The following is an 18,448-nucleotide window of genomic DNA, read 5'->3' as shown; positions in this document are numbered from 1 at the left end:
CTCACTTTGTTTTCAGTTGAGTTGAAGGTGCGGCATGCTGTCCTCCCGCTGTGACGAACGAGGAGGACCAGATGTCCGTGGGTGCGATGGGCGTGTTCGACAGGCGGCTGCTGCTCGCCGTCGACGCGCGGGGGTACGGCAGCGCGGACACCGCGCGGCAGCGAGACATCCACACGGCGTTGCCCCGGCTCCTGTCCGAGGCGGCCGAAGCGGTCGGACTCGACCGGGCCTCCTGGACGCGGCAGGTCGCGGGGGACTCCGAGTTCGCCGTGCTGCCGTCCGGTTCCGACGAGCAGGCGCTGGTCGAGCCGTTCATGCGCCGGCTCGACGCCGGGCTGCGCGCCCACAACCGCGACCGTGTGCCCGGCGCGCGGCTCGCGCTGCGCGCCGCCGTGCACTTCGGTCCGGCCTCGAAGGCCCCCAACGGCTTCGTGGGCCCCGCGCCCGTCGAGATCTCCCGCGTCCTGGAAAGCGACCCCTTGCGCCAGGCCCTCGCCGCGGCGCCGGACGCGGCGCTCGCCGTCGCGCTGACCGCACCGGTCTTCACGGAGCTCGTCGCCCAGGGCTACACCAACTTCCGGCCCGAGGAGTTCCGCGAGGTCGTCGTCGAGAAGAAGGAGTACCGGGGACGGGCCTGGCTGTGGGTGCCCGGGTACGACGTACACGCCCTGGACCTGGGTGATCCGAACCCCGCTCCCGGCTCCGCGACGGACCCCGGTGAGCCGGTGGCGACCCGGGGGACCACGGCGTCCCGGGGCTCCACGACGTCCGCGGCGTGTGAGGCGCCCGCCCGTGACGGAGGCGACCACGTCACCACCAACCTGCACGGAACCGTCATCAACGGCAACGTCGTCTTCGGCATCTCCAAGTGATCGGAGCAGCCGGGAGGACCGGGGGGACGCACGCGTGAGGCCCATGGATCGGCCGCCCGAGGGCGACGGCGGCGACGAGGAAGGAGGCGGCGTGTCCGGCGAGCACATACCGTCCGCCGACGAGGCGAACGGCACCCCCGATCCCCGCCCCTCCCCCGAAGCGCCCGCGCCTCCCGCCGCCACCGCACCGAGGCCCCCGTCCGCGCCGGGCACCCCGGCACCGGCCCCTTCCGACGGTGACTACCACGTCTACAACAACTTCTACGGTCCCCAGTACCACGGCCGCGCCCACTTCGGCATCGCCACCGCCACCGAGCGGTCCGGGCGGGCCCGCGCCACCGGCCTCCTCGAAGGCGACGAGATCGACGCGCTGCTGCGCTCGTACATCCGCCCCGACTGCTTCGACGAAGCGGCTCGCGAGCTGTCCCGCACCAGCGTCGTCGTCCTGACCGGCCCCCAGGGCACCGGAAAGCGGTCCGGTGCGGTCGCCCTGCTCCGGGAGACCGTCGGACCCTCCGCCGACTACGTGGTGCTCTCCCCCGACATCGGCCTCGACCAGCTCGCGGAGCGCACCTTCGACCCCGGTGTCGGCTATGTCGTCCTCGACCACACCGGTACCGTCGGACCCACCGGAGGCGCCGCCGGCTCCTCCTCGGACTTCGACTGGCGCCGAGTGCGCGACCAGTTGCGCCGCTACCGCGCCCATCTGGTGATCACCACCGCGCACCGCGTGAGCGGAGGCCCTCCGGAGGCCGTGCCCCACTTGCCCTGGCAGCCTCCGGCCCTGGACAGGGTGGTACGGGCTCGGCTGGTCCAGGCCCGTACACCGCAGGAGATCGTCGACCGGGCCGTGGCCGGAGTCCCGCCCCACTGTCCCGTCGCGGTCGTCGCCGAGGCGGCGCGGCGGATCGCCGCGGGCGCCGACCCCGACCAGGCATGGAAGGAACACAGCGGCACCGCGCCGCAGGCGGTCCAGGACTGGTTCGGCGCCGAGGAGGAGCGCAGCCTGCGCGAGATCGCCGAGGTCACCACTCTCGCCTTCGCCCCCGGCATCGGGCGGCGCGACTTCGAATCGCTCCAGGTCCTGCTGGAGCGGCTGCTCGAACCCGTGTACTTCACGTCGGAGCGTGCGCCGACCCCGTCCCACCTCACCGCCCCTGACACCACGGGGCAGACCACCGCCGAAGACCAGGACCCGCAGCGTCGGCGTGCCCGTCCGATGGACCGGCGCCGCTCCCTCGCGCGCAACGACCTGATCACCACCGAGATGCACGTCTACGGCGCGACCACCCGGGAAGTCATGGTCTTCGCCGACGCCGAGGCGCGCCGCTGGGTGCTCCAGGCCCTGTGGCGCGACCACCCCACCGAGTACTGGGACGCGGTCCGCCACTGGTTGGGGGCGGTCGTGGCGGCCGGCCCCGATCCCGCGCTCCAGCTCTGCATCGCCTCGGGGCTCACGCTGCTCGGGCACAGCGCCTTCGACGAGGTCGTGCAGAGCTACCTCGACCCGTGGGCGCGGGGCGAGAGCGGCGAGACCGGGCAGAACCTCGCGGTGTACGTGCTGTGGTACATGTGCCTGGAGGAGACGCAGGCAGCCGCCGCGCTCACCCTGGTCCGTACGTGGGCGCAGTCCACCCACCCCTCGCTGCGCGGCACCGCGCTCCGGGCGTTCAGCGGCCAGCTCGGCGTCACCTTCCCCACGGACGCGGTGAAGTGGCTCTGGGCGGTGCTCCGCAGCGGTGTGCTCGACAAGCGGGAGGAGCGCGAACTCGGACTGCGGGCGTGGGCCCAGCTGTTCCTGACGCTCGTCGACTGCCAGGAGGACGCCGGCATCGTGCTCGATGCCCTGGCGCACCGGATCGGGAAGGAACGGCGTACCCGGTCCGCCGCCTACTCGAACAGCGGCCTGCTCGTCCTCGAGACCGCCCTGTGGGTCTTCACCGTCACCGAACGGCTCTCCGGACGCCCCGCCGTCGCCCGCTACGTCGCCGACCGGCCCGATGAGGCCGGAATCGTCGCCGAGTTGTGGGCGGCGATCCTCTGCTACCGGCCGCTGCGCCGGAACGCCCTGTCCGCTCTGCTCGTCATGGCCCGCGCCCTGCCCGCCGTGACCTCCGACCCCACCACGGTGGCCGCGCGACTCGGTCACGCCTTCGCCGCCGTGCTCCCGCAGGTCGAACATGCCTTGCTGACCGATGAGTTGGGCCGACTTGCGCAATCCCGTCACGCTCGCGCCACCGATCCCGACTGCGTTGCGATCATGCTCGGCGCCCTGAACCGTGTGAAGGACAGTAACCCACGATGACCACGATCCACAGGACCTATCCCCTGGTCGAGGAGCGTGTGCTCGCCCCCGCGCCCCACACCGGTCGCCGCTTCTGGAACCGGCCGGCCCGCTCCCTGGACGAACTGCCCCGCGTCGCCGCCCACCAGGTGCTCGTCTACCGTACCGGCGACCAGTACCTCACCGACCACGGCGTCCGTGGGCCCGCGGACGAGGACGTCCTGAACGCCGGCTCGGTCACGGTCGTCGACTGCCGCACGGCCGTGCCCGTCACGGTCAGCATGGACGTGCCGTCCGCCGAGACCGACGGTTTCACCGTCCAGGTCGCCTTCCACTGCACGGTCACCGATCCCGTGGCCGTCGTCCGCGAGGGTGTCACCGACCTCGAGTCCCGGTTGCTCGGCTACCTCCGGGCGCTGCCCGGACTCACCGACGTCACCCAGGAGTGGCCCCTCGACGCGGGCAAGGAGGTGACACGTCGGCTGACCGCCCGCCTGGTCACCTACCTGGAGATGGGGCCGCCGCGAATCGCCGGACTCTCCGTCGGCGCCCCGTACCTGACGGTCCTCACCCCGGAGGAGTTCGCCGCGCAGCAGCGTCGCGCCGACGAGGAGCGGCGCGCGGCCGAGCAGGACCGGGTCAAGGAGGCGGTGCGCCGCGAGCGCGAGCTGATGGAGCACGAGCGCGAGAAGGAGCGCGAACGCATGGCGGCGGAGCGCAAGGCGCTGGAAACGCGGCATCAGCAGGAACTCGACGACCTCAAGCGGGCGTACACCCACCGGACCGACGCCGAGGACCAGCACTACACCCAGATCCTCAAGCGCCGGGACAACGAGTTCGAGCGCACCGAGGCGCTCAAGGACCTCGACGACTTCGGCACCGATCCGGCCGGCACCGACATCCTCGCCCTGCGCAGGGGCGAGATCTCGTACTCCGAGCTGGCCGAACGGCAGCGTGAGACCGACCGGCTGCGGCGCGAGCGGCAGCGCGAGGACGAGGAGCGCCGCTGGGAGCACTCCGAGCGGCAGCGCCAGGCCGAACGAGAGGACCTGCACTACAGCCTGGAGCGCGAGGACCGGCGCCGGGAGGTCGCCCGCCAGGACCGCCGTGCCGAACTCGACGCCGCCCGGGAGGAGCAGCGCGAGCAGCGGGCCGCGTCCCGCGAGGACCTGCTGCGGCGGCGCGCGGAGCAGCGCGAGGACGTGCTGGCCGAGCGCGCCGAGCGGCGTCACCGAGCCGACCGGCGCGACAGTGTCAATCAGGAGCTGGGCCGCCAGATGATCAACCGTGGCCTCCTCGACAACGCGCCGCTCGACGCCCGCGCCTTCGTCGAACGCCTCGGCTCCGGGCAGGGTCTCCTCGCCCCGGACCCGCCCGCCGGCCCGCAGGTGGCAGGCGTCGCCGACGCCCCGCAGCTGGAGGAGGGCGATGGCACGGCGTCCCGCGACCGCTCGCACGAGCGCCGCCGGCCGTACGACGGGGAGGCGTCGTACGAGGACGAGGTGTCGTACGAGGAGGCGTCGTACGAGGAGTACGAGAAGGGGGCGTACGGACGGGATCGCGCCCCGCGCGACGGCCGGCGCGGCGGGCCGCACGAAGGCGACCGGCACGGCGACGGGTACGACGACGCCGACCAGCCCGCTCGCGACGGCGGCACCGACCGGCGACCAGACACCGACATCGACCTGCCCACGCGCGGTCCCGTGATCGCCGACGACGACCTCGGGGAAGCGGGGAGGGAGGAGCGTGGCCGCTGACACCCCCGTACGCCCGCCCGAGCAGAGCCATGACGCGTGGGCGGCCGGAACCGGGCCCGCGCACCGTCCGCGGGACGCCCGCCGGAGCGGCCACGGCCCCGCCGTGCTCCTGCGTCGGCTGATCGGCATCCGCGAGGAGATCCTCGACCGCGAGAGCGCCGAGCGCGTCCGCTACACCTGGTACGGCGCCATCGTCCTCAACACCGCGCTGCTCGGTGGGGCGTCCATGGCCATGGCGATCAGTACGGTGCGCGAGGGCACCCCGGTCGCGGTGGCGGTCGTCGTCGGCGTGATGTGGGCGTGGATCGTGCTGGCTCTGGACAGCTGGCTGGTCTCCAGCACCCACGGCTACACCGGCGGGCGGGCTCTTCGCATGCTGGTGCCCCGGCTGTTCCTCTCCGTGGTGCTCGGGCTCACCATCGCCGAGCCGCTGCTGTTCCAGATCTTCGACCGCGAGATACGCCAGGAGATGGCGGTGGTCCGGGAGCGCGACCTCGCCGACTTCCGGGGCAGCCTCACCGCCTGCAACCCGCTCGACGGCAAGGACACGACGAATCGCGCGGAGTGCGGCGACTTCCACCTGACGGTGAAGGGCGCGCCGGCCTCGATCAAGGAGGACATCGCCGACAACGCCGCTGCCGTCGCCCGCCTCGACCGGCAGATCAAGAGCTACAACGACGCCCTCGACAAGAAGCTGGCCACCGAGCGCCGCGAGTGCGCCAGGGACCGGTGGATCTGGCGGGGCAACGGCTGGGACACCACCGAGACCTGCGAGCGTGCCCGCGCCGACACCGGCGCGTACCGGCGGACGGGCAAGGTCGACGCGTACGAGGCGAAGCGCGCCGAGCTCGTCGCCAAGGGCAACACCCTGTCCGAACAGCTGATCAACACCGGCACCGCCTACCGGGCCGACGTCAAGAAGGCGATCGACGCAAAGGTCGCCGAGCGCAAGGAGTCGCAGCAGCACGACGGACTGCTGCTGCGTGCCGGCGCCCTGTCCACGGTGGCCTGGTCCGACGGTTTCGCGCTCTTCGTCATGTTCCTGTTGCACGCCGTACTGCTCCTGGTCGACGCCATGCCGGTGCTCGCCAAGCTGATGAGCGGTCCGTCCGAGTACGACCGCAGGCTCGGCGAGCGGCGCGAGGCCAACCAGCGCATCCACTTGGAGGACCTGGACGTGCAGCACCAGGTCGTCGCGATAGACCACGAGGTCCGGCGGTACGCCGCCGAGGTGCGGGCCGAGGAGGACAAGGCCCGGCTGGGCCAGGCCCACTACAAGGCGCGAGCGGAGTACGCCCGCATGGTCCGCGAGGAACTCGACGCCCGTACCGCGCGGCTCCTCGGCGAGTGACGCCCGACGGCGACCGGTTTCCCCTGACGCCGGGAAGTTCGGCGGAACCGGTCGCCGTCGCGTCCTTGGCCGGGACCGTGCGGTGCGGGGCTTCGCCGACTCCCGCGCGGCCCGCGCCCGGCGCCGCCGTCGCGTCCGCTGAACACCGAAAAGACCACCTAGGAACGTTACTAGGTGGTCTTCGCAGTGGAGCCGCTTTCGGGATTCGAACCCGAGACCTACGCATTACGAGTTGTGCGATCTTGGTCCGGACTCGTCCACGACCGTTCGCCAGGACGTCTCCTTACCTGCTCAGCGCCGTTCCAGACGTCTATGGACAAGGGCAGACGCTTGGGGAACGCGCAGCGACTGCGACCAGAACTGAGACCATGGGCGCTCGCTACCGAAGGGGCCAGGAACCGTCCCCCGGCCCGTCTGGGCGTAAGAGCCGGATACCACGTCTGCGCCAACCAGCGTGATTGCCGGGTGCACAGCGAGGCGACCCCGACGAGAGACGTCGACAGAGAGCAGCGACAGAACCTCAACACAAGCCCACCGCGCAACACTTGACCACCCAGGCCGCCCTCCCTGAACGAGGCAAACGAACCGATGAGCAGTCAAACTATGGGCTGTAGAGGTAAGTTGGTCTCACAACTTCACATTCCTCCAAATCGACCGCGTCCCACCGCATGGGGGCCGCAGTCAGACTCCAGGAGACCACTTATGCTCACTGAGCAGGCGCAGCATGCCCTGAATCTGCTTCACCGTCGCGCTGACAAGGCGCGCGACTCATTCGACCTCGAGCGTATCGATCGAGCCCTCGACGAGGTCATCCGCCTCAACTCGGACGCCCCCGCAGCCTTCCAGATCCGCAGCGCCATGGCGCACGCCGGTGATCTCCTGCGCCAGCGCCGAGTGATCGCCCCCTCGACCTCGCTGAGCGCAACCGACTCGTACCGCGAACCCGGCGCCGTCGACGGTCAGTTCGCCGCTGCGGATCTCATGGTGTGGCTTCAGACCACGAAGGCGCTGACCTCATCGCAGCGGAGCCTGCTGCAGCAGCTGGGTGCTGGACAGGACCCCTCTGAGATGGCCACCGAGCGCGGCGTCGCCATGCCGCGGATGCGCGAGCAGATTTCTCGTGCTCGGCGGCGTGCTCGTACCGCCTACACCGCCGAGGTAATGGCGGCGTGACGACGCGACGACTGCTGCGCCTGCGCCCGTGGATAGTCCGGGCCATGATCCCCGACCAGCTGATCGGCACCTACGTGCTGTTCCAGAACGGCACGGAGCACTACATCGGACGCAGCGACACCTGTCTGCGCCGTCGGTTGCTGACGCACTGCACCACCGCCCACGGCGAGTACTTCACCTACGACGTCCATCCCACCCCGGAACTGGCCTTCGCCATGGAGTGCAGCTTGTTTCACACGTACCGCCACGGTCTGGTCAACGTTCTACACCCGGACCGGCCGGACTATCAGAGCCCGAAGTGTCCGTTCTGCTGGGACACCCTGGCCAGCACACTCAAGAGCCGCTTACGAACCAAGAACCTTCCGTAACTACCCAGAACGCCGCAAAGGACCACTGTCATGAGTATGAATCCGACCTTCCAGGGCCCCGACGAGGGTGACCCGCAGGCCAGCCCCACCTCCCAGGCCGCCATCATCCAGGTCGACACCGCCCTGGAGTCCATGCGTGACTCCGGTTTCGACCTCACTGCCGCCGCGGGCGAGCCGATCGACAACTCCATCGAAGCCGGCGCCACACACATCAAGATCTCGACCACCTTCGGCCCGCAAAAGCGATCGATTGAAGAGATCGCCTTCGCCGACAACGGCCGGGGCATCGAAACCGAGGTCCTCCCCCACGCGCTTTCTATGGGCTTCAGTACCCGATACGGCCAGCGGGCCAGCCTCGGCCGCTTCGGGGTAGGCCTCAAGCTGGCCGGTCTCAGCCTCGGACGCCGCATCGACGTCTATACCAAGCTGCCCGGAGATGACACGATCCGGCACGCCTACCTGGACCTGCGGGAGATCACCAAGAAGCAGCAAACGCACATCGAAGCGCGTGAGGCCTCGGGCTGGCCGCCCGCGTATGAGCACCTGATGCGCAACCCTGACGGCACCCCGGTCGACTCCGGCACGCTCGTGATCTACGGCAAGATCGACAAACTTGAGGCCGGAGGCCACTACGGCACCAGCCTGGACGAGAAGCTCGCCGACCTGCGCAACTTCATCGCCAGGGCCTACCGAAAGTTCCTCAGCCAGGGACTGATCATCCAGCTCAACGACACACAGATCACCCTCTTCGACCCGCTGTTCCTCCTGGACAACCCGCGGATCATTAAGCGCTACCCCAAGGAGGACGTCCGCGGCACAGTGATCGACGAAGCCGACATCACGATCGCTGACGGCAAGGCCATCCATGTCACCGTCACGATCACGCCGGCCATCTTCCGCTGGCGATCAGGCGAGGGTGGACTCAAGGACCGCGACGGCCGCGACATTCGCGAGTTCCAGATCGACGGCAGCGCTGGAAAGATCAGCATGGTCCGCAATGGCCGTGAGATCAACTACGACATCGTCCCGAGGCTGCTCCCGGCCGGCATTGACAAGGTCGACCGCTACATCGGCATCGAAGTCACCTTCCCCGCCGAACTGGACTCCTTCTTCCAGGTTCGGAACGTCAAGCGCGGCGCCGTCCCCGTCGACAAGCTGCGATCCGAACTGCGCCAATGGCTCGACCGCCCCGTCCGGTACGCCCGCCGTGAGATTCGCAGGCACTGGGGAGAGGTCAAGACGCAAGAGCGCGCCGCAGCGCAGGCGCATGACGAGGCGACTGCAGCAGCAGCCCGCGCGGACAAGACTGCCCCTCAGGGGCAGGCGGGCAAGGACCTCACGGACCAGGAGACCGAGCAGATTCTGCAGGATCTCCTGGCGGATCTAGGAGTAACGGACGATCAGGAGAAGGCGGAGGAGGTCCGCGAACAGGTCAAGGAGAACCCCTTCACCTTGGTCGATGCGGAGTGGCCCGGCAATGAGATGTTCGAGATCGACCACCTCAACGGCAAGGCGATCATCCGGCTGAACCACCGCCACCCCTTCATCCGCGACATCTACGACCGACTCAAGGCCGTGGCCGACGAGGGCAACAACGGCAGCGATGCCGAAGAACTCCGCACCCTGATTCGCAAGACCGAGACCGGCCTGGACCTGCTCTTCCTCGCCTACGCCAAGGCCGAGAACATGCACAGCAAGCCCAGCCAGTTCGCCGACCTGCGTAGCTACTGGGGCCAGTTCACTCGCGCCTATCTGCAGGAGCTCCCCAAGGAGGAGTAGCCACCCTCACCGCGGCCCATCCGACAGGCAGCCGTAGCCCCGAACCCGCGGTTCGGGGCTACGGCTGCCCCGCAAGTGGCCTCCGGCGGGCTGCTAAGGGGAGCTGTCAGAGACAGGCCAGTGGCCTCTTTAACCGACAGCCGCACGGTGCCCGCGCTCGCCGCTTCCCGAGGAAGCCGCAGAATACACGCCCGACATCAGGCGCCGGTTGCTGGTGAAGCCCGGCCTCACCGGATTGTGGCAGGTCAGTGGTCGTTCCAACTTGCCCTGGGACGAGGCGGTTCGGCTTGATCTCTACTACGTAGACAACTGGTCGATGAGCCTAGACGTGTCGATCCTGCTGCGGACCGGGGCCGCGATTCTCCGTGGAGAGAGAGCTTACTGACCACTTCAAAGCCTGCCCGATGCGTGGGCCAGCGTAATGGGCCATGATCAGTCGCGACAAGGCAGCTCCAATTCAAAGCCGCTCCGCCGACCTACAGAGGAAGCAGGCCTGGGCAGATCACCTTGCGTCAGAATCTACGTAATAGCTGTTGCGAGTGGGGGAAACATGCGAGAACCGGGGAAGAAATACCCTTGAAATCACTGACGCGGTGAGGGCTTGAATCACGTACGGATCAGCGACGTGCAGCAGTGTCCCGCACAAGGCGACTCGTGAAACCCGCGTCCCTCAGCCGTTCGTACGCGGCCACAACGTCATCAGGGATGTTCTGTTCGACCATGAAACCCTGCTGCGGGTAGATCATGAGTCGCTGCTGAGTACCCACCAGCATGTCAATGACCAGCCGCACATCGTGGATTGAGTCCACGTACTCCGTCAGGGTCATAGGTGTGGACGCACTCACCCACTCCACTTCGGACCAGAGCTTGCGGGCCGTCGCGTAGGCGCGACGTTCCTCGTACGGCTTGCTGACTAGGAGGACCGACGAGACGGGGACGTGCCGTTCTTCAAGGAGTGCGCGGGAGAAGCGGATGTTTTCACCCGTGTTCCGGGCCTGCGGCTCGACGAGGATCGCGGCTGCGGGAACGCCCAGTTCCACGGCGCGTTCGCGGTAGTGCTCAGCCTCGCCCCGGGGCATGCGGTCGCGGGTCGTGCGACTGGTCGCCCCGGTGAACACGATGAGCGGCGCCATGCCGCGGTGATAGAGGTCCGCGGTTGTGTCCGCCACTCCGAGATCATGACTGCCGAGCCCGATGGCGACCGAGCACGGGTGCACGTCGTGGCCCATCTGCTGGAAGTCCCACAGCCGTTGAGTGTCGGCCCACGCTTGCGCTGAAATCACTTGCTTCCGCCCTCTGGGTTCGCTGAGTCAGGCACCTTGAAGTCGTAGGTCCATGCGAAGCGAGTTGCCGCGTGGACACCGATTGCAAATTCCACCACGGTCCCATCCGCAGTGAAGGTGGTTCGGTGGAGTTCCACGACCCACTCGCCCGGTGAGAGCTGGAGGAGCTGGGATTCCTCCACCGTGGGAATGCGGGCGAACAGGGTCTCCCGCATGTGGTCGATCTCGTATCCGGCGTCGTAGAGCACCCGGAAGCCACCGCCGCGGCCGGCGGGGCCCGGCGTGGGGTCGACGATGCGCGTTCCCTCGACGTGTTCGGGCCGGTAGTAGCTGGTCAGAGTGTGCGTCGGTTGCGAGCCTTCCTTGACTAGACGCGCCCGTGCGTAGACGTCGGCGCCTTCTGGCAGGCCGTGCGCCTCAGCAACGACGGTTGGGGCTTTTACCCGGCTGACGGTCTGCGTCTGCTCGTTCCGCTTGTACGCGCGTCCGGATGCCACGCGGTCCGCGATGAACGCGACCTGGTCGCTATCCCGCCACTTGGCCTTGTCGTAACGCTCGATGCCGAGCCGCTTGAGCGGTGCGCGCTCGCGGACGACTGTGCCATGCCCGCGTGAGGACGTCACCAGCCCTTCCGCTTCCAGCGCCTTGTAGGCCGCGTGAACTGTGGACTTCGAGCCCTCGCCCGCTTCCACAAGGTCTCTGATCTGCGGCAATTGGACCCCGGGCGCGTACTCGCCGTTCCTGATCTGCTCGGCCAGTCGGTCCGCAAGCTCCCGCCACTTGGGCGCCATGCAGCACTCCTCTCGACACGACCAGTGAAGCACAGTCCCAGGACTGTTGACAGTCCTGGGACTGTGCGTCATTGTCTTGTTCAGCGACCCGCAGTCCTAGGACAGCGGGAATCGGTGGGCCTTCTTTGGGCTGTGCCGAAACGCAGGGCGGAGACGCTGCAAGACCGCCCGCTAAGGCCAGGCAGAACAGGGTTTCGGCCCGTACTGGCGAGGTGGCCCGGTGACCGCGAGCAACGGCCGGAGGGTGGGGACATAGGTCCCCCTTGCAGTGCGTTTCCTCGTTTCCTCGACCGACAGGAGTTCTGCGATGCGTCAACGACAGCTCTGGGCGCCGCCGTGATGGACCGGCCGACGGCGCCCTGTGGTAGTTCGGTCCGCTCTCGGTTCCGCAGCGTTGACGCTGCGGCCGGTTGCCTCTCCCGTCCGTCCGTCCCGCGTACTGCGTGAGGACGTACGGGCGGGAGTGCGGGGAGCCGGATGTCCCGACTTCAACGGCGAGCGGTCCCCGGGTGGCACCCCGGGGACCGCGTTCGGGCCGTTCACCCTTGTGAGAGGAACCACGACCCAATGGAGCACATCGTCACTGTTCAGGACGCTGTTACCGCGTTCGCTGACTTCATGGAGCCGACGGCCGCGGAGCTGGAGGCGATCGAGCGGGAGATGCCCGTGATCCTCGCGGACGTCGACCTGCTGGACGCGCACATCGTCACCCTGGATCGCACGCCGACCGAGTTGGACGCTCGCCGTATCCGCCGGGCCCGCCGCCGCGCGCTGGCCGCGCGGGTCGCGCTGCTCAACCGCACCGCCGGCGCGAGTCTGCCCGGGGGTGCCGCGTGAGCGCCACGGGACGGGACCTGGTCGCCGCACATGCCGAGGTGAAGGCGGAGATCGCGCGGACGGACAGCAAGACCGCGCTGCTGCTGGCGTTCGTCGGCGCGGTGCTCGCCGGCACGTGGTCGGTGGCCCGCGACCTGCCCCTGACCGTGCCGGCGACCGCCGTCGGCGGCGCGGGGATGGCGGTGCTGGTCGGTGCGGCCGGTTTGCTGCTGCGTTCGGTGCGGCCGAACCTGGGCGGCCGACACGGCTTCCCCCTGTGGGCCACCCTCACCCCCGACCAGATCATGAATGCGGTGGCCGGTGATCTGGCCGCGGACGTCGCCGGTCTGTCCCGTCTGGCGGTCGCCAAGTTCACCTGCCTGCGCAGCGCCGTCGACCTCACCATGACCGGCGGAGCCCTGCTCATCCTCGCCGTCCTGCTCAGCGTGGGGGGTGTGGCGTGAACGCCAAGACCGTGCTGCCGGCCGTCGCGATGACGGCCGTCTCGATGGTCCTCACCCTGGCTGTGGTCGTGATGTGGCTGGGCGGGGCGGTGCCGTGGCCGGTCGCGCTGGTCGTCGGACTCGGGATCGACGGTGGATGGCTGGCCACCCTTGCCTACGAGCGCCGCCTCGCGGCACAGGGCGACCACAGCCCCGCGGTCACGGCAGTGGGCTGGTCGTTCGGGCTCATCGCCGCCGGCGTCCTCATCGCCCACGCCCTCACCGCCGACGGCTCGGCCGCCGCGTGGCTGGCCGTGGCCTGGCTGCCGGTCGCCGCGAAGGCTCTGTGGCTGGTGCACGGGCTGTGGGAGCGGACCGCGCTCACGTCGAAGGCGCTGGATGCCATCCGCGGTATTCAGCAGGAGGCACGGGACGAGGCGGCCGTGGCCCGGGCCCGGCTACGGGCCGAAGCGGCCACCGAGGAGACCCGGCTGACGGCTGTGACGGCGGCCGGGGCCCGCGTCGCACGCGTCCAGGCGAAGACGGCACAGACCCTCGCGAGCCCATCTGACCGATGTAACGCTGCCGCATCGCCCCGCTACCCGGCACCTTGCCGTGCGCGACGAACAAATGGATCTCGCGGTTCTTCTCCGCCGCACTCAGCAGTGACCCGTTACGGCCGGAAGGCTTTTGCGGGCCGTTCGCGCCGGCACCGGTGTACAGGTACAGCGGGCCGAACTCGTCATCTTCCGCCCGGCCGTCGAAGGTGTACCCGTACTCCTCGCCCGCGGACGGGTCGGAGTAGACGAACACCTTCCCCGCCTTTTCGGCCGGCTCGATGCCCTGGAACGTCCCGCAGCCGTAGGCCGCCGCAATGGCGTCACGTGTCGTGATCAGACCCGGCACAAGATCCACAGTCGTCGTCATGCGGCGACCATAACCGCCCCCTCCGACACCTGCGCCCCCCTTGCACAAGCGCAGGAAAAAGGGCGACCCCACAAGTTCTTGGCGGAACGGGGTCGCCCTTCTCACCAGCACCCAACCAAGGAACTGGAGACACCCAGCATGACCCATGACCCCCGTTTAGCGCTGCTGTCCACAGCCCTAGACGCTGCCGCCCGCGGCTGGCACGTCTTCCCCCTCCGCCCCGGCACCAAGCGGCCCGCCCTCCACGGAGAGGCCACCTGCCCCCGCACCGGCCAGTGCGAGCACGGGCACCGCAAGTGGGAGCAGCGCGCCACCACCGAACCGGACCGTATCCGCGCCGCGTGGTCGCGGGCACCGTTCAACGTCGGCATCGCCACCGGCCCCTCGCGGCTCGTGGTGGTCGACCTAGACACCCCCGAGCACAAGGGCAGTTCGGACGCGCCTGACGGCGCGACGACCTTTGCGGCGCTCTGCGAGCGCGCCGGCCACGCCGTCCCCCACACCTACCGAGTGCGGACCGCGAGCGGCGGGACGCACCTGTACTTCACCGCCCCGTCCGACGTCCGCCTGGCCAACACCGCCGGGACGGTTGCCGCTTCGGTCGACACCCGCGCGTGGGGCGGGTACGTCGTCGCCGCCGGCAGCATCACCCCCACCGGACCGTACGAGGCTCTGTGCGGCTCCGCGACGGTTGCTCTGCCCGGATGGATGCTGAGCATCCTGCGGCCCGCCCCCGCGCGTCCGGTGGGCCCACTGAAGCTGCCCGCGGTGGACGGCAGCCGCGCGGCACTGGCCGCGCTGGAAGCCGAATGCGCCGCCGTGGCCGCGGCCCCGGACGGACTGCGCAACGTCACGCTAAACCGGTGCGCCTTCAAGGTGGGGCGGTTCGTCGCATGGAGCGACCTCCCCCGACACGTGGCCGAGGAGGCCTTCCAAGCGGCAGGAGAGGCGGTGGGACTCACCGCCGCCGAGTGCCGCGCCACGATCCGCAGCGCCCTGGACAGCTCCCTGCGCACCGCCCGGCCCCGGGAGGCGGCATGACCACCCCCAACCGCCCCCGCTTGGAAGGCCAACCCCCCACCCCCACCGACCCGGGCCACGCTGGACCGGCCGCACCGCCGACGGCCGTGGGCGAGCCGAAAGGCGCCGCCCGTCAGGGCGTCCCTTCTGCTGTTCGTCCTGACCCGCCCCGGGGTGACGGCCGGTACCCCGTCGCGTGGCTGTACATCGTCGCGCCGCGCGGTGCCGTGCCCACCGCCACCTCGTGGTGCGCGTGCGGCTGGGACCGCAGCGCCGTCGGCCATCGCCGGGTGCTCGCCCTGATCACCGACCACACCGCCCACCGCGACGCCTGCCCCCTGCGCAACCCCAAGGAAGGAAGGGCCGCCGCATGACCCCCACCATCGACGGGGCCGCGCTGCTGGACGAGGTGGAAGCCTTCCACCGTCGCTTCAACGTCTTCCCGCACGAGGCCGCCTACGTCGCCGTCGCCCTGTGGGACGCTCACGCCCACCTGCTCGACTGCTTCGACTCCACCCCCCGCCTCGCCTTCCTCTCCCCCGAACCCGGCTCAGGCAAGTCACGGGCGCTGGAGATCGTGGAAACCCTCGTGCCGCACCCGATGACCGCGGTCAACGCCTCCGCCGCCGCCCTCTTCCGGGCCGTGTCCGGAGCCGACGGCCGGCCGACCATCCTCTTCGATGAAATCGACACCATCTTCGGCCCCAAGGCAGGGGACAACGAGGAACTACGCGGGTTCCTGAACGCCGGCCACCGGCGCTCCGGGGTCACTTACCGGTGCATCGGCGACGGCGGCAACCAGACCGTGCAGGCGTTCCCCTCGTACTGTGCGGTCGCGGTCGCCGGACTCGGCTCGCTGCCCGACACGATCCTGACCCGCTCCGTCGTCATCCGCATGCGCCGCCGCGCCCGCAACGAACGCGTAGAACCCTTCCGCGCCCGCATCCACGAGGCGGAGGGCCGCAAGCTGCGCGACCGGCTCGCCCAGTGGGCCGAACACGCCCGAGGCTCGGTCGCCGGAGCCTGGCCCGAAATGCCCGACGGGATCACCGACCGGCCCGCCGACGTGTGGGAACCCCTGCTCGCCGTCGCCGACGCCGCCGGCGGCCACTGGCCCCACCGGGCCCGGGAAGCGTGCGTGACGCTGGTCAAGGCATCCCAGACCACCGACAAGCACAGTCTCGGCATCCGCCTGCTCACCGACCTGCGCGACCACGTGCTCATCGGCATGGACCGCCTGCCCACCATCGCCATCCTCGACCGGCTCAACGCCCTGGACGACGCCCCATGGGCCGACCTGGACGGCCGGCCGCTCGACCACCGCCGCCTGTCCCGGATGCTCGCCGAGTACATGACCGCCGACAACGAACCGATCCGCTCCCGCAACATCCGCACCGCCGGCGGAGTCCTCAAAGGCTTCGTCTCCGCCGACCTGGAAGACGCGTGGGCCCGCTACTGCCCACCCCCTCCCCAGGAAGCCGCTACATCCGCTACACCGCTACAGCCCAGCTCAGAGACGGTGAATCTGTAGCGGCACCCAAGCGTGTAGCGGCTACACCCGCCACCCCGTAGCGCATGCGTAGCCGCTACACGCCACACCTCCGCTACAAAAACACCCCCGCTGACCTGCGATGTAGCGCTGTAGCGGATGTAGCGGACTCCTGAGAGCCAAGCCGAGACCGGACGCACCCACCGAGGAGACATCCCGGATGAGCACCGCCGTCGCTCCCTCTATCGACCGACTTCTCTACACCCCCGAGGAAGCCGCCGAAGCACTCGCCATCGGCCGTTCCACCCTCTACGAGCTGATGGCCACCGGCGCCCTGACGTACATCAAGCTGGGCCGCTGCCGCCGGATCAGGCGAGCCGACCTTGAACGCTACGTGGCGAGCCTCACCCCGCTGCCCAACTGACCCGCGCACACCCCGAGGCGGTCCCGGACTCTGCGTCCGGGGCCGTCTCACGCATGGAGGAACATTGAGCCCCCGCAAGGCCAACCTGGAGTCATCCATCTACCTGGGCGTGGACGGCTGGTGGCACGGCCGCGTCACGATGGGCGTCAAGAACGACGGCAGCCCGGACCGGCGCCACCGTCGCGCCAGGACCGAGGCGGAAGTACGCCGCAAGGTCCGTGAGCTGGAAGCACTGCGCGACAGGGGCCGCGCCCCGAAGGCCGGCCGCGCGCCGACCGTGGCGCAGTGGATGGACACCTACCTGACCGAGATCGCGAGCCTGAAGCTCAAGCCGCGGTCACTGGACGACTACTGGTCCAAGACGCGCAACGACATCATCCCCGGCGTGGGACAGCACCGGCTCGACAAGCTCGCCCCCGAGCATCTGGAACGGATGTACCGGGCCATGCTCGACGAGGGACACGCCCCCTCCCACGTGCTCAAGGTCCACCGCATCCTGTCGCGGGCCCTGAAAATCGCCCACCGCCGGCGCCTCATCGTCGAGAACGTGGCCACGCTGGTGGACCCTCCGACCGTCGACGAGACCGAGGCAAATCCGTTCACGACCGAGGAAGCCAAAGCGTTCCTGGAGGCCGCTGCCGAACGGCCTACGTTCATGCGCTGGTGCGTCGGGGTCGGCATGGGCTTCCGGCAGGGCGAAACGCTCGGACTGCGCTGGTCATACGTCGACCTCGAAAACGAGTTGTTCCACCCCCAGTGGCAACTTCAGCGACTCACCTGGCGCCACGGCTGCAAGGACCCGCACGCCTGCGGCGCCCGGCTGCATCGGTTCGAGCCCTGCCCGCCGGACTGCTCCACGCACAAGGGCTACAAGCGCGGGTGCCCGAAGCCGTGCCCGAAGGGCTGCAAGGCCCACGCGAGCACCTGCCCGCAGCGCAAGGGCGGTGGCCTGGTCTTCACCCGCCCCAAGACGAAGAAGAGCAGGAACCCGGTACCGATCCCGCCGCCGTTCGTGCCCTACCTGCTCGCGCACAAGGAGCAGCAGGACGCCATGCGCACGGCGGCCGGCGAGCTGTGGCAAGAGTGCGGCGCGGTCTTCACCCGCCCGGACGGTCGCCCCATCGACCCGCGGGCCGACTGGGCGGAGTTCAAGGAGCTGCTGGCGGAAGCGGGCATCGACGACCGGCGCCTGTACGACGGCAGCCGGCACACCGCCGGGACGATCCTCAACGAACTCGGGGTGGACATGCCCACGATCATGGAGATCCTGCGGCACACCCAGATCAGCCAGACACGGCGGTACGTGAAGGGCCGGTCCCACCTCTCGAAGGACGCCATGCGCCGTATGGGAGACGCCTTCATGCCGCGCCAGATGACCCCTACTGAGACCAGAACTGAGACCGAGGACCGGCGAGCCGAGCGGGCACGGCGCCGCCGCCGCATCCGCTGAACGAAAAAGCCCAGCTCAGACAATGTCTGGGCTGGGCTTCGCATGGAGCCGCTTTCGGGATTCGAACCCGAGACCTACGCATTACGAGTGCGTTGCTCTGGCCATCTGAGCTAAAGCGGCGTGCTGCCCGCACCAGGGTGCTGTCGGCAACGTCCGTAAGTCTACACAGTCCCGGGGGGTGCTTCGTACCCGCCCCGGAGCGGGGTCTTCCGGGGCGGGTG

At 69.4% G+C, this 18,448-nt stretch carries 16 protein-coding genes, 1 tRNA gene and 2 pseudogenes; 16 read left to right on the top strand and 3 right to left on the bottom strand.

Annotated elements, in window-relative coordinates:
• Positions 1-50: 50 nt before the first annotated feature.
• The 8 genes and pseudogenes from ACF061_RS11180 to ACF061_RS11145 form a co-directional block, all read left to right on the top strand.
• Complete coding sequence (locus ACF061_RS11180; protein WP_392266554.1) at positions 51-872, top strand: hypothetical protein; 822 nt, start codon at positions 51-53, stop codon at positions 870-872.
• A 34-nt stretch (positions 873-906) separates the two neighbouring features.
• Complete coding sequence (locus tag ACF061_RS11175) at positions 907-3,177, top strand: hypothetical protein (RefSeq protein WP_392266553.1); 2,271 nt, start codon at positions 907-909, stop codon at positions 3,175-3,177.
• Positions 3,174-4,913, top strand: coding sequence for a hypothetical protein (locus tag ACF061_RS11170; protein WP_392266552.1), 1,740 nt, complete (start codon positions 3,174-3,176; stop codon positions 4,911-4,913). Before ACF061_RS11175 ends, ACF061_RS11170 begins: the two co-directional genes overlap by 4 nt.
• Positions 4,903-6,264, top strand: a complete 1,362-nt coding sequence (locus ACF061_RS11165) for a DUF4407 domain-containing protein (RefSeq protein ID WP_392266551.1) — start codon at positions 4,903-4,905, stop codon at positions 6,262-6,264. The genes ACF061_RS11170 and ACF061_RS11165 overlap by 11 nt, the downstream gene beginning before the upstream one ends.
• 702 nt (positions 6,265-6,966) lie before the next feature.
• A complete protein-coding gene (locus ACF061_RS11160; protein ID WP_392266550.1) occupies positions 6,967-7,437 on the top strand; it encodes a hypothetical protein in 471 nt (156 codons plus the stop codon).
• Positions 7,434-7,805 carry a GIY-YIG nuclease family protein gene (locus ACF061_RS11155; RefSeq protein WP_392266549.1) on the top strand — a complete coding sequence of 124 codons (372 nt, stop codon included), beginning with the start codon at positions 7,434-7,436 and terminating at the stop codon, positions 7,803-7,805. Before ACF061_RS11160 ends, ACF061_RS11155 begins: the two co-directional genes overlap by 4 nt.
• 36 nt (positions 7,806-7,841) lie before the next feature.
• The gene (locus ACF061_RS11150) at positions 7,842-9,584 is read left to right on the top strand and encodes an ATP-binding protein (protein ID WP_392266548.1); all 1,743 of its coding nucleotides are present in this window, start codon (positions 7,842-7,844) and stop codon (positions 9,582-9,584) included.
• Positions 9,585-9,735: 151 nt separating this feature from the next.
• Positions 9,736-9,969 (top strand): annotated as a pseudogene (locus ACF061_RS11145) (sugar transferase); the annotation flags it as partial.
• 232 nt (positions 9,970-10,201) lie between these two features.
• Here ACF061_RS11145 and ACF061_RS11140 read toward each other — a convergent pair.
• On the bottom strand, positions 10,202-10,867 hold the full coding sequence (locus ACF061_RS11140) for a YdcF family protein (protein ID WP_392266547.1): 666 nt from the start codon (positions 10,865-10,867) through the stop codon (positions 10,202-10,204).
• Positions 10,864-11,658: a GntR family transcriptional regulator gene (locus ACF061_RS11135; protein WP_392266546.1), complete on the bottom strand. Its 795-nt coding sequence runs from the start codon at positions 11,656-11,658 to the stop codon at positions 10,864-10,866. Before ACF061_RS11135 ends, ACF061_RS11140 begins: the two co-directional genes overlap by 4 nt.
• Before the next feature lie 567 nt (positions 11,659-12,225).
• Between ACF061_RS11135 and ACF061_RS11130 the strand changes: the two genes are divergently transcribed.
• The 8 genes and pseudogenes from ACF061_RS11130 (at position 12,226) to ACF061_RS11095 (ending at position 18,227) form a co-directional block, all read left to right on the top strand.
• Positions 12,226-12,495 carry a DUF6284 family protein gene (locus ACF061_RS11130; RefSeq protein ID WP_392266545.1) on the top strand — a complete coding sequence of 90 codons (270 nt, stop codon included), beginning with the start codon at positions 12,226-12,228 and terminating at the stop codon, positions 12,493-12,495.
• On the top strand, positions 12,492-12,938 hold the full coding sequence (locus tag ACF061_RS11125) for a Pycsar system effector family protein (protein ID WP_392266544.1): 447 nt from the start codon (positions 12,492-12,494) through the stop codon (positions 12,936-12,938). The genes ACF061_RS11130 and ACF061_RS11125 overlap by 4 nt, the downstream gene beginning before the upstream one ends.
• A pseudogene (locus ACF061_RS11120) lies at positions 12,935-13,477 on the top strand (protein spdB); the annotation flags it as partial. The gene ACF061_RS11125 and the pseudogene ACF061_RS11120, both read left to right, overlap by 4 nt.
• A gap of 505 nt (positions 13,478-13,982) precedes the next feature.
• Positions 13,983-14,885 (top strand): bifunctional DNA primase/polymerase, encoded by a 903-nt coding sequence (locus ACF061_RS11115; RefSeq protein WP_392266543.1) that lies wholly within the window; start codon positions 13,983-13,985, stop codon positions 14,883-14,885.
• Between the two features lie 206 nt (positions 14,886-15,091).
• Positions 15,092-15,238, top strand: a complete 147-nt coding sequence (locus tag ACF061_RS11110; RefSeq protein ID WP_392266542.1) for a hypothetical protein — start codon at positions 15,092-15,094, stop codon at positions 15,236-15,238.
• Positions 15,235-16,395: a DUF3631 domain-containing protein gene (locus ACF061_RS11105; protein ID WP_392266541.1), complete on the top strand. Its 1,161-nt coding sequence runs from the start codon at positions 15,235-15,237 to the stop codon at positions 16,393-16,395. The genes ACF061_RS11110 and ACF061_RS11105 overlap by 4 nt, the downstream gene beginning before the upstream one ends.
• A gap of 178 nt (positions 16,396-16,573) precedes the next feature.
• Positions 16,574-16,777, top strand: a complete 204-nt coding sequence (locus ACF061_RS11100) for a helix-turn-helix domain-containing protein (protein ID WP_392266540.1) — start codon at positions 16,574-16,576, stop codon at positions 16,775-16,777.
• Positions 16,778-16,841: 64 nt separating this feature from the next.
• Positions 16,842-18,227: a tyrosine-type recombinase/integrase gene (locus ACF061_RS11095; protein ID WP_392266539.1), complete on the top strand. Its 1,386-nt coding sequence runs from the start codon at positions 16,842-16,844 to the stop codon at positions 18,225-18,227.
• A 43-nt stretch (positions 18,228-18,270) separates the two neighbouring features.
• Here ACF061_RS11095 and ACF061_RS11090 read toward each other — a convergent pair.
• Positions 18,271-18,347 (bottom strand) — tRNA-Thr (locus ACF061_RS11090).
• Positions 18,348-18,448: the final 101 nt, after the last annotated feature.

The sequence above is a fragment of the Streptomyces sp. NPDC015220 genome, assembly GCF_043079345.1.
In the GTDB taxonomy this organism is placed as follows: Bacteria; Actinomycetota; Actinomycetes; order Streptomycetales; family Streptomycetaceae; genus Streptomyces.
This window is presented reverse-complemented; position numbering and strand designations above follow the sequence as displayed.

Coding starts and splice junctions, on each gene's coding strand:
- ACF061_RS11170 (WP_392266552.1), top strand. CDS start 3,174: ATGACCACGATCCACAGGACCTATCCCCTGGTCGAGGAGCGTGTGCTC.
- ACF061_RS11160 (WP_392266550.1), top strand. CDS start 6,967: ATGCTCACTGAGCAGGCGCAGCATGCCCTGAATCTGCTTCACCGTCGC.
- ACF061_RS11150 (WP_392266548.1), top strand. CDS start 7,842: ATGAATCCGACCTTCCAGGGCCCCGACGAGGGTGACCCGCAGGCCAGC.
- ACF061_RS11135 (WP_392266546.1), bottom strand. CDS start 11,658: ATGGCGCCCAAGTGGCGGGAGCTTGCGGACCGACTGGCCGAGCAGATC.
- ACF061_RS11130 (WP_392266545.1), top strand. CDS start 12,226: ATGGAGCACATCGTCACTGTTCAGGACGCTGTTACCGCGTTCGCTGAC.
- ACF061_RS11115 (WP_392266543.1), top strand. CDS start 13,983: ATGACCCATGACCCCCGTTTAGCGCTGCTGTCCACAGCCCTAGACGCT.
- ACF061_RS11105 (WP_392266541.1), top strand. CDS start 15,235: ATGACCCCCACCATCGACGGGGCCGCGCTGCTGGACGAGGTGGAAGCC.
- ACF061_RS11100 (WP_392266540.1), top strand. CDS start 16,574: ATGAGCACCGCCGTCGCTCCCTCTATCGACCGACTTCTCTACACCCCC.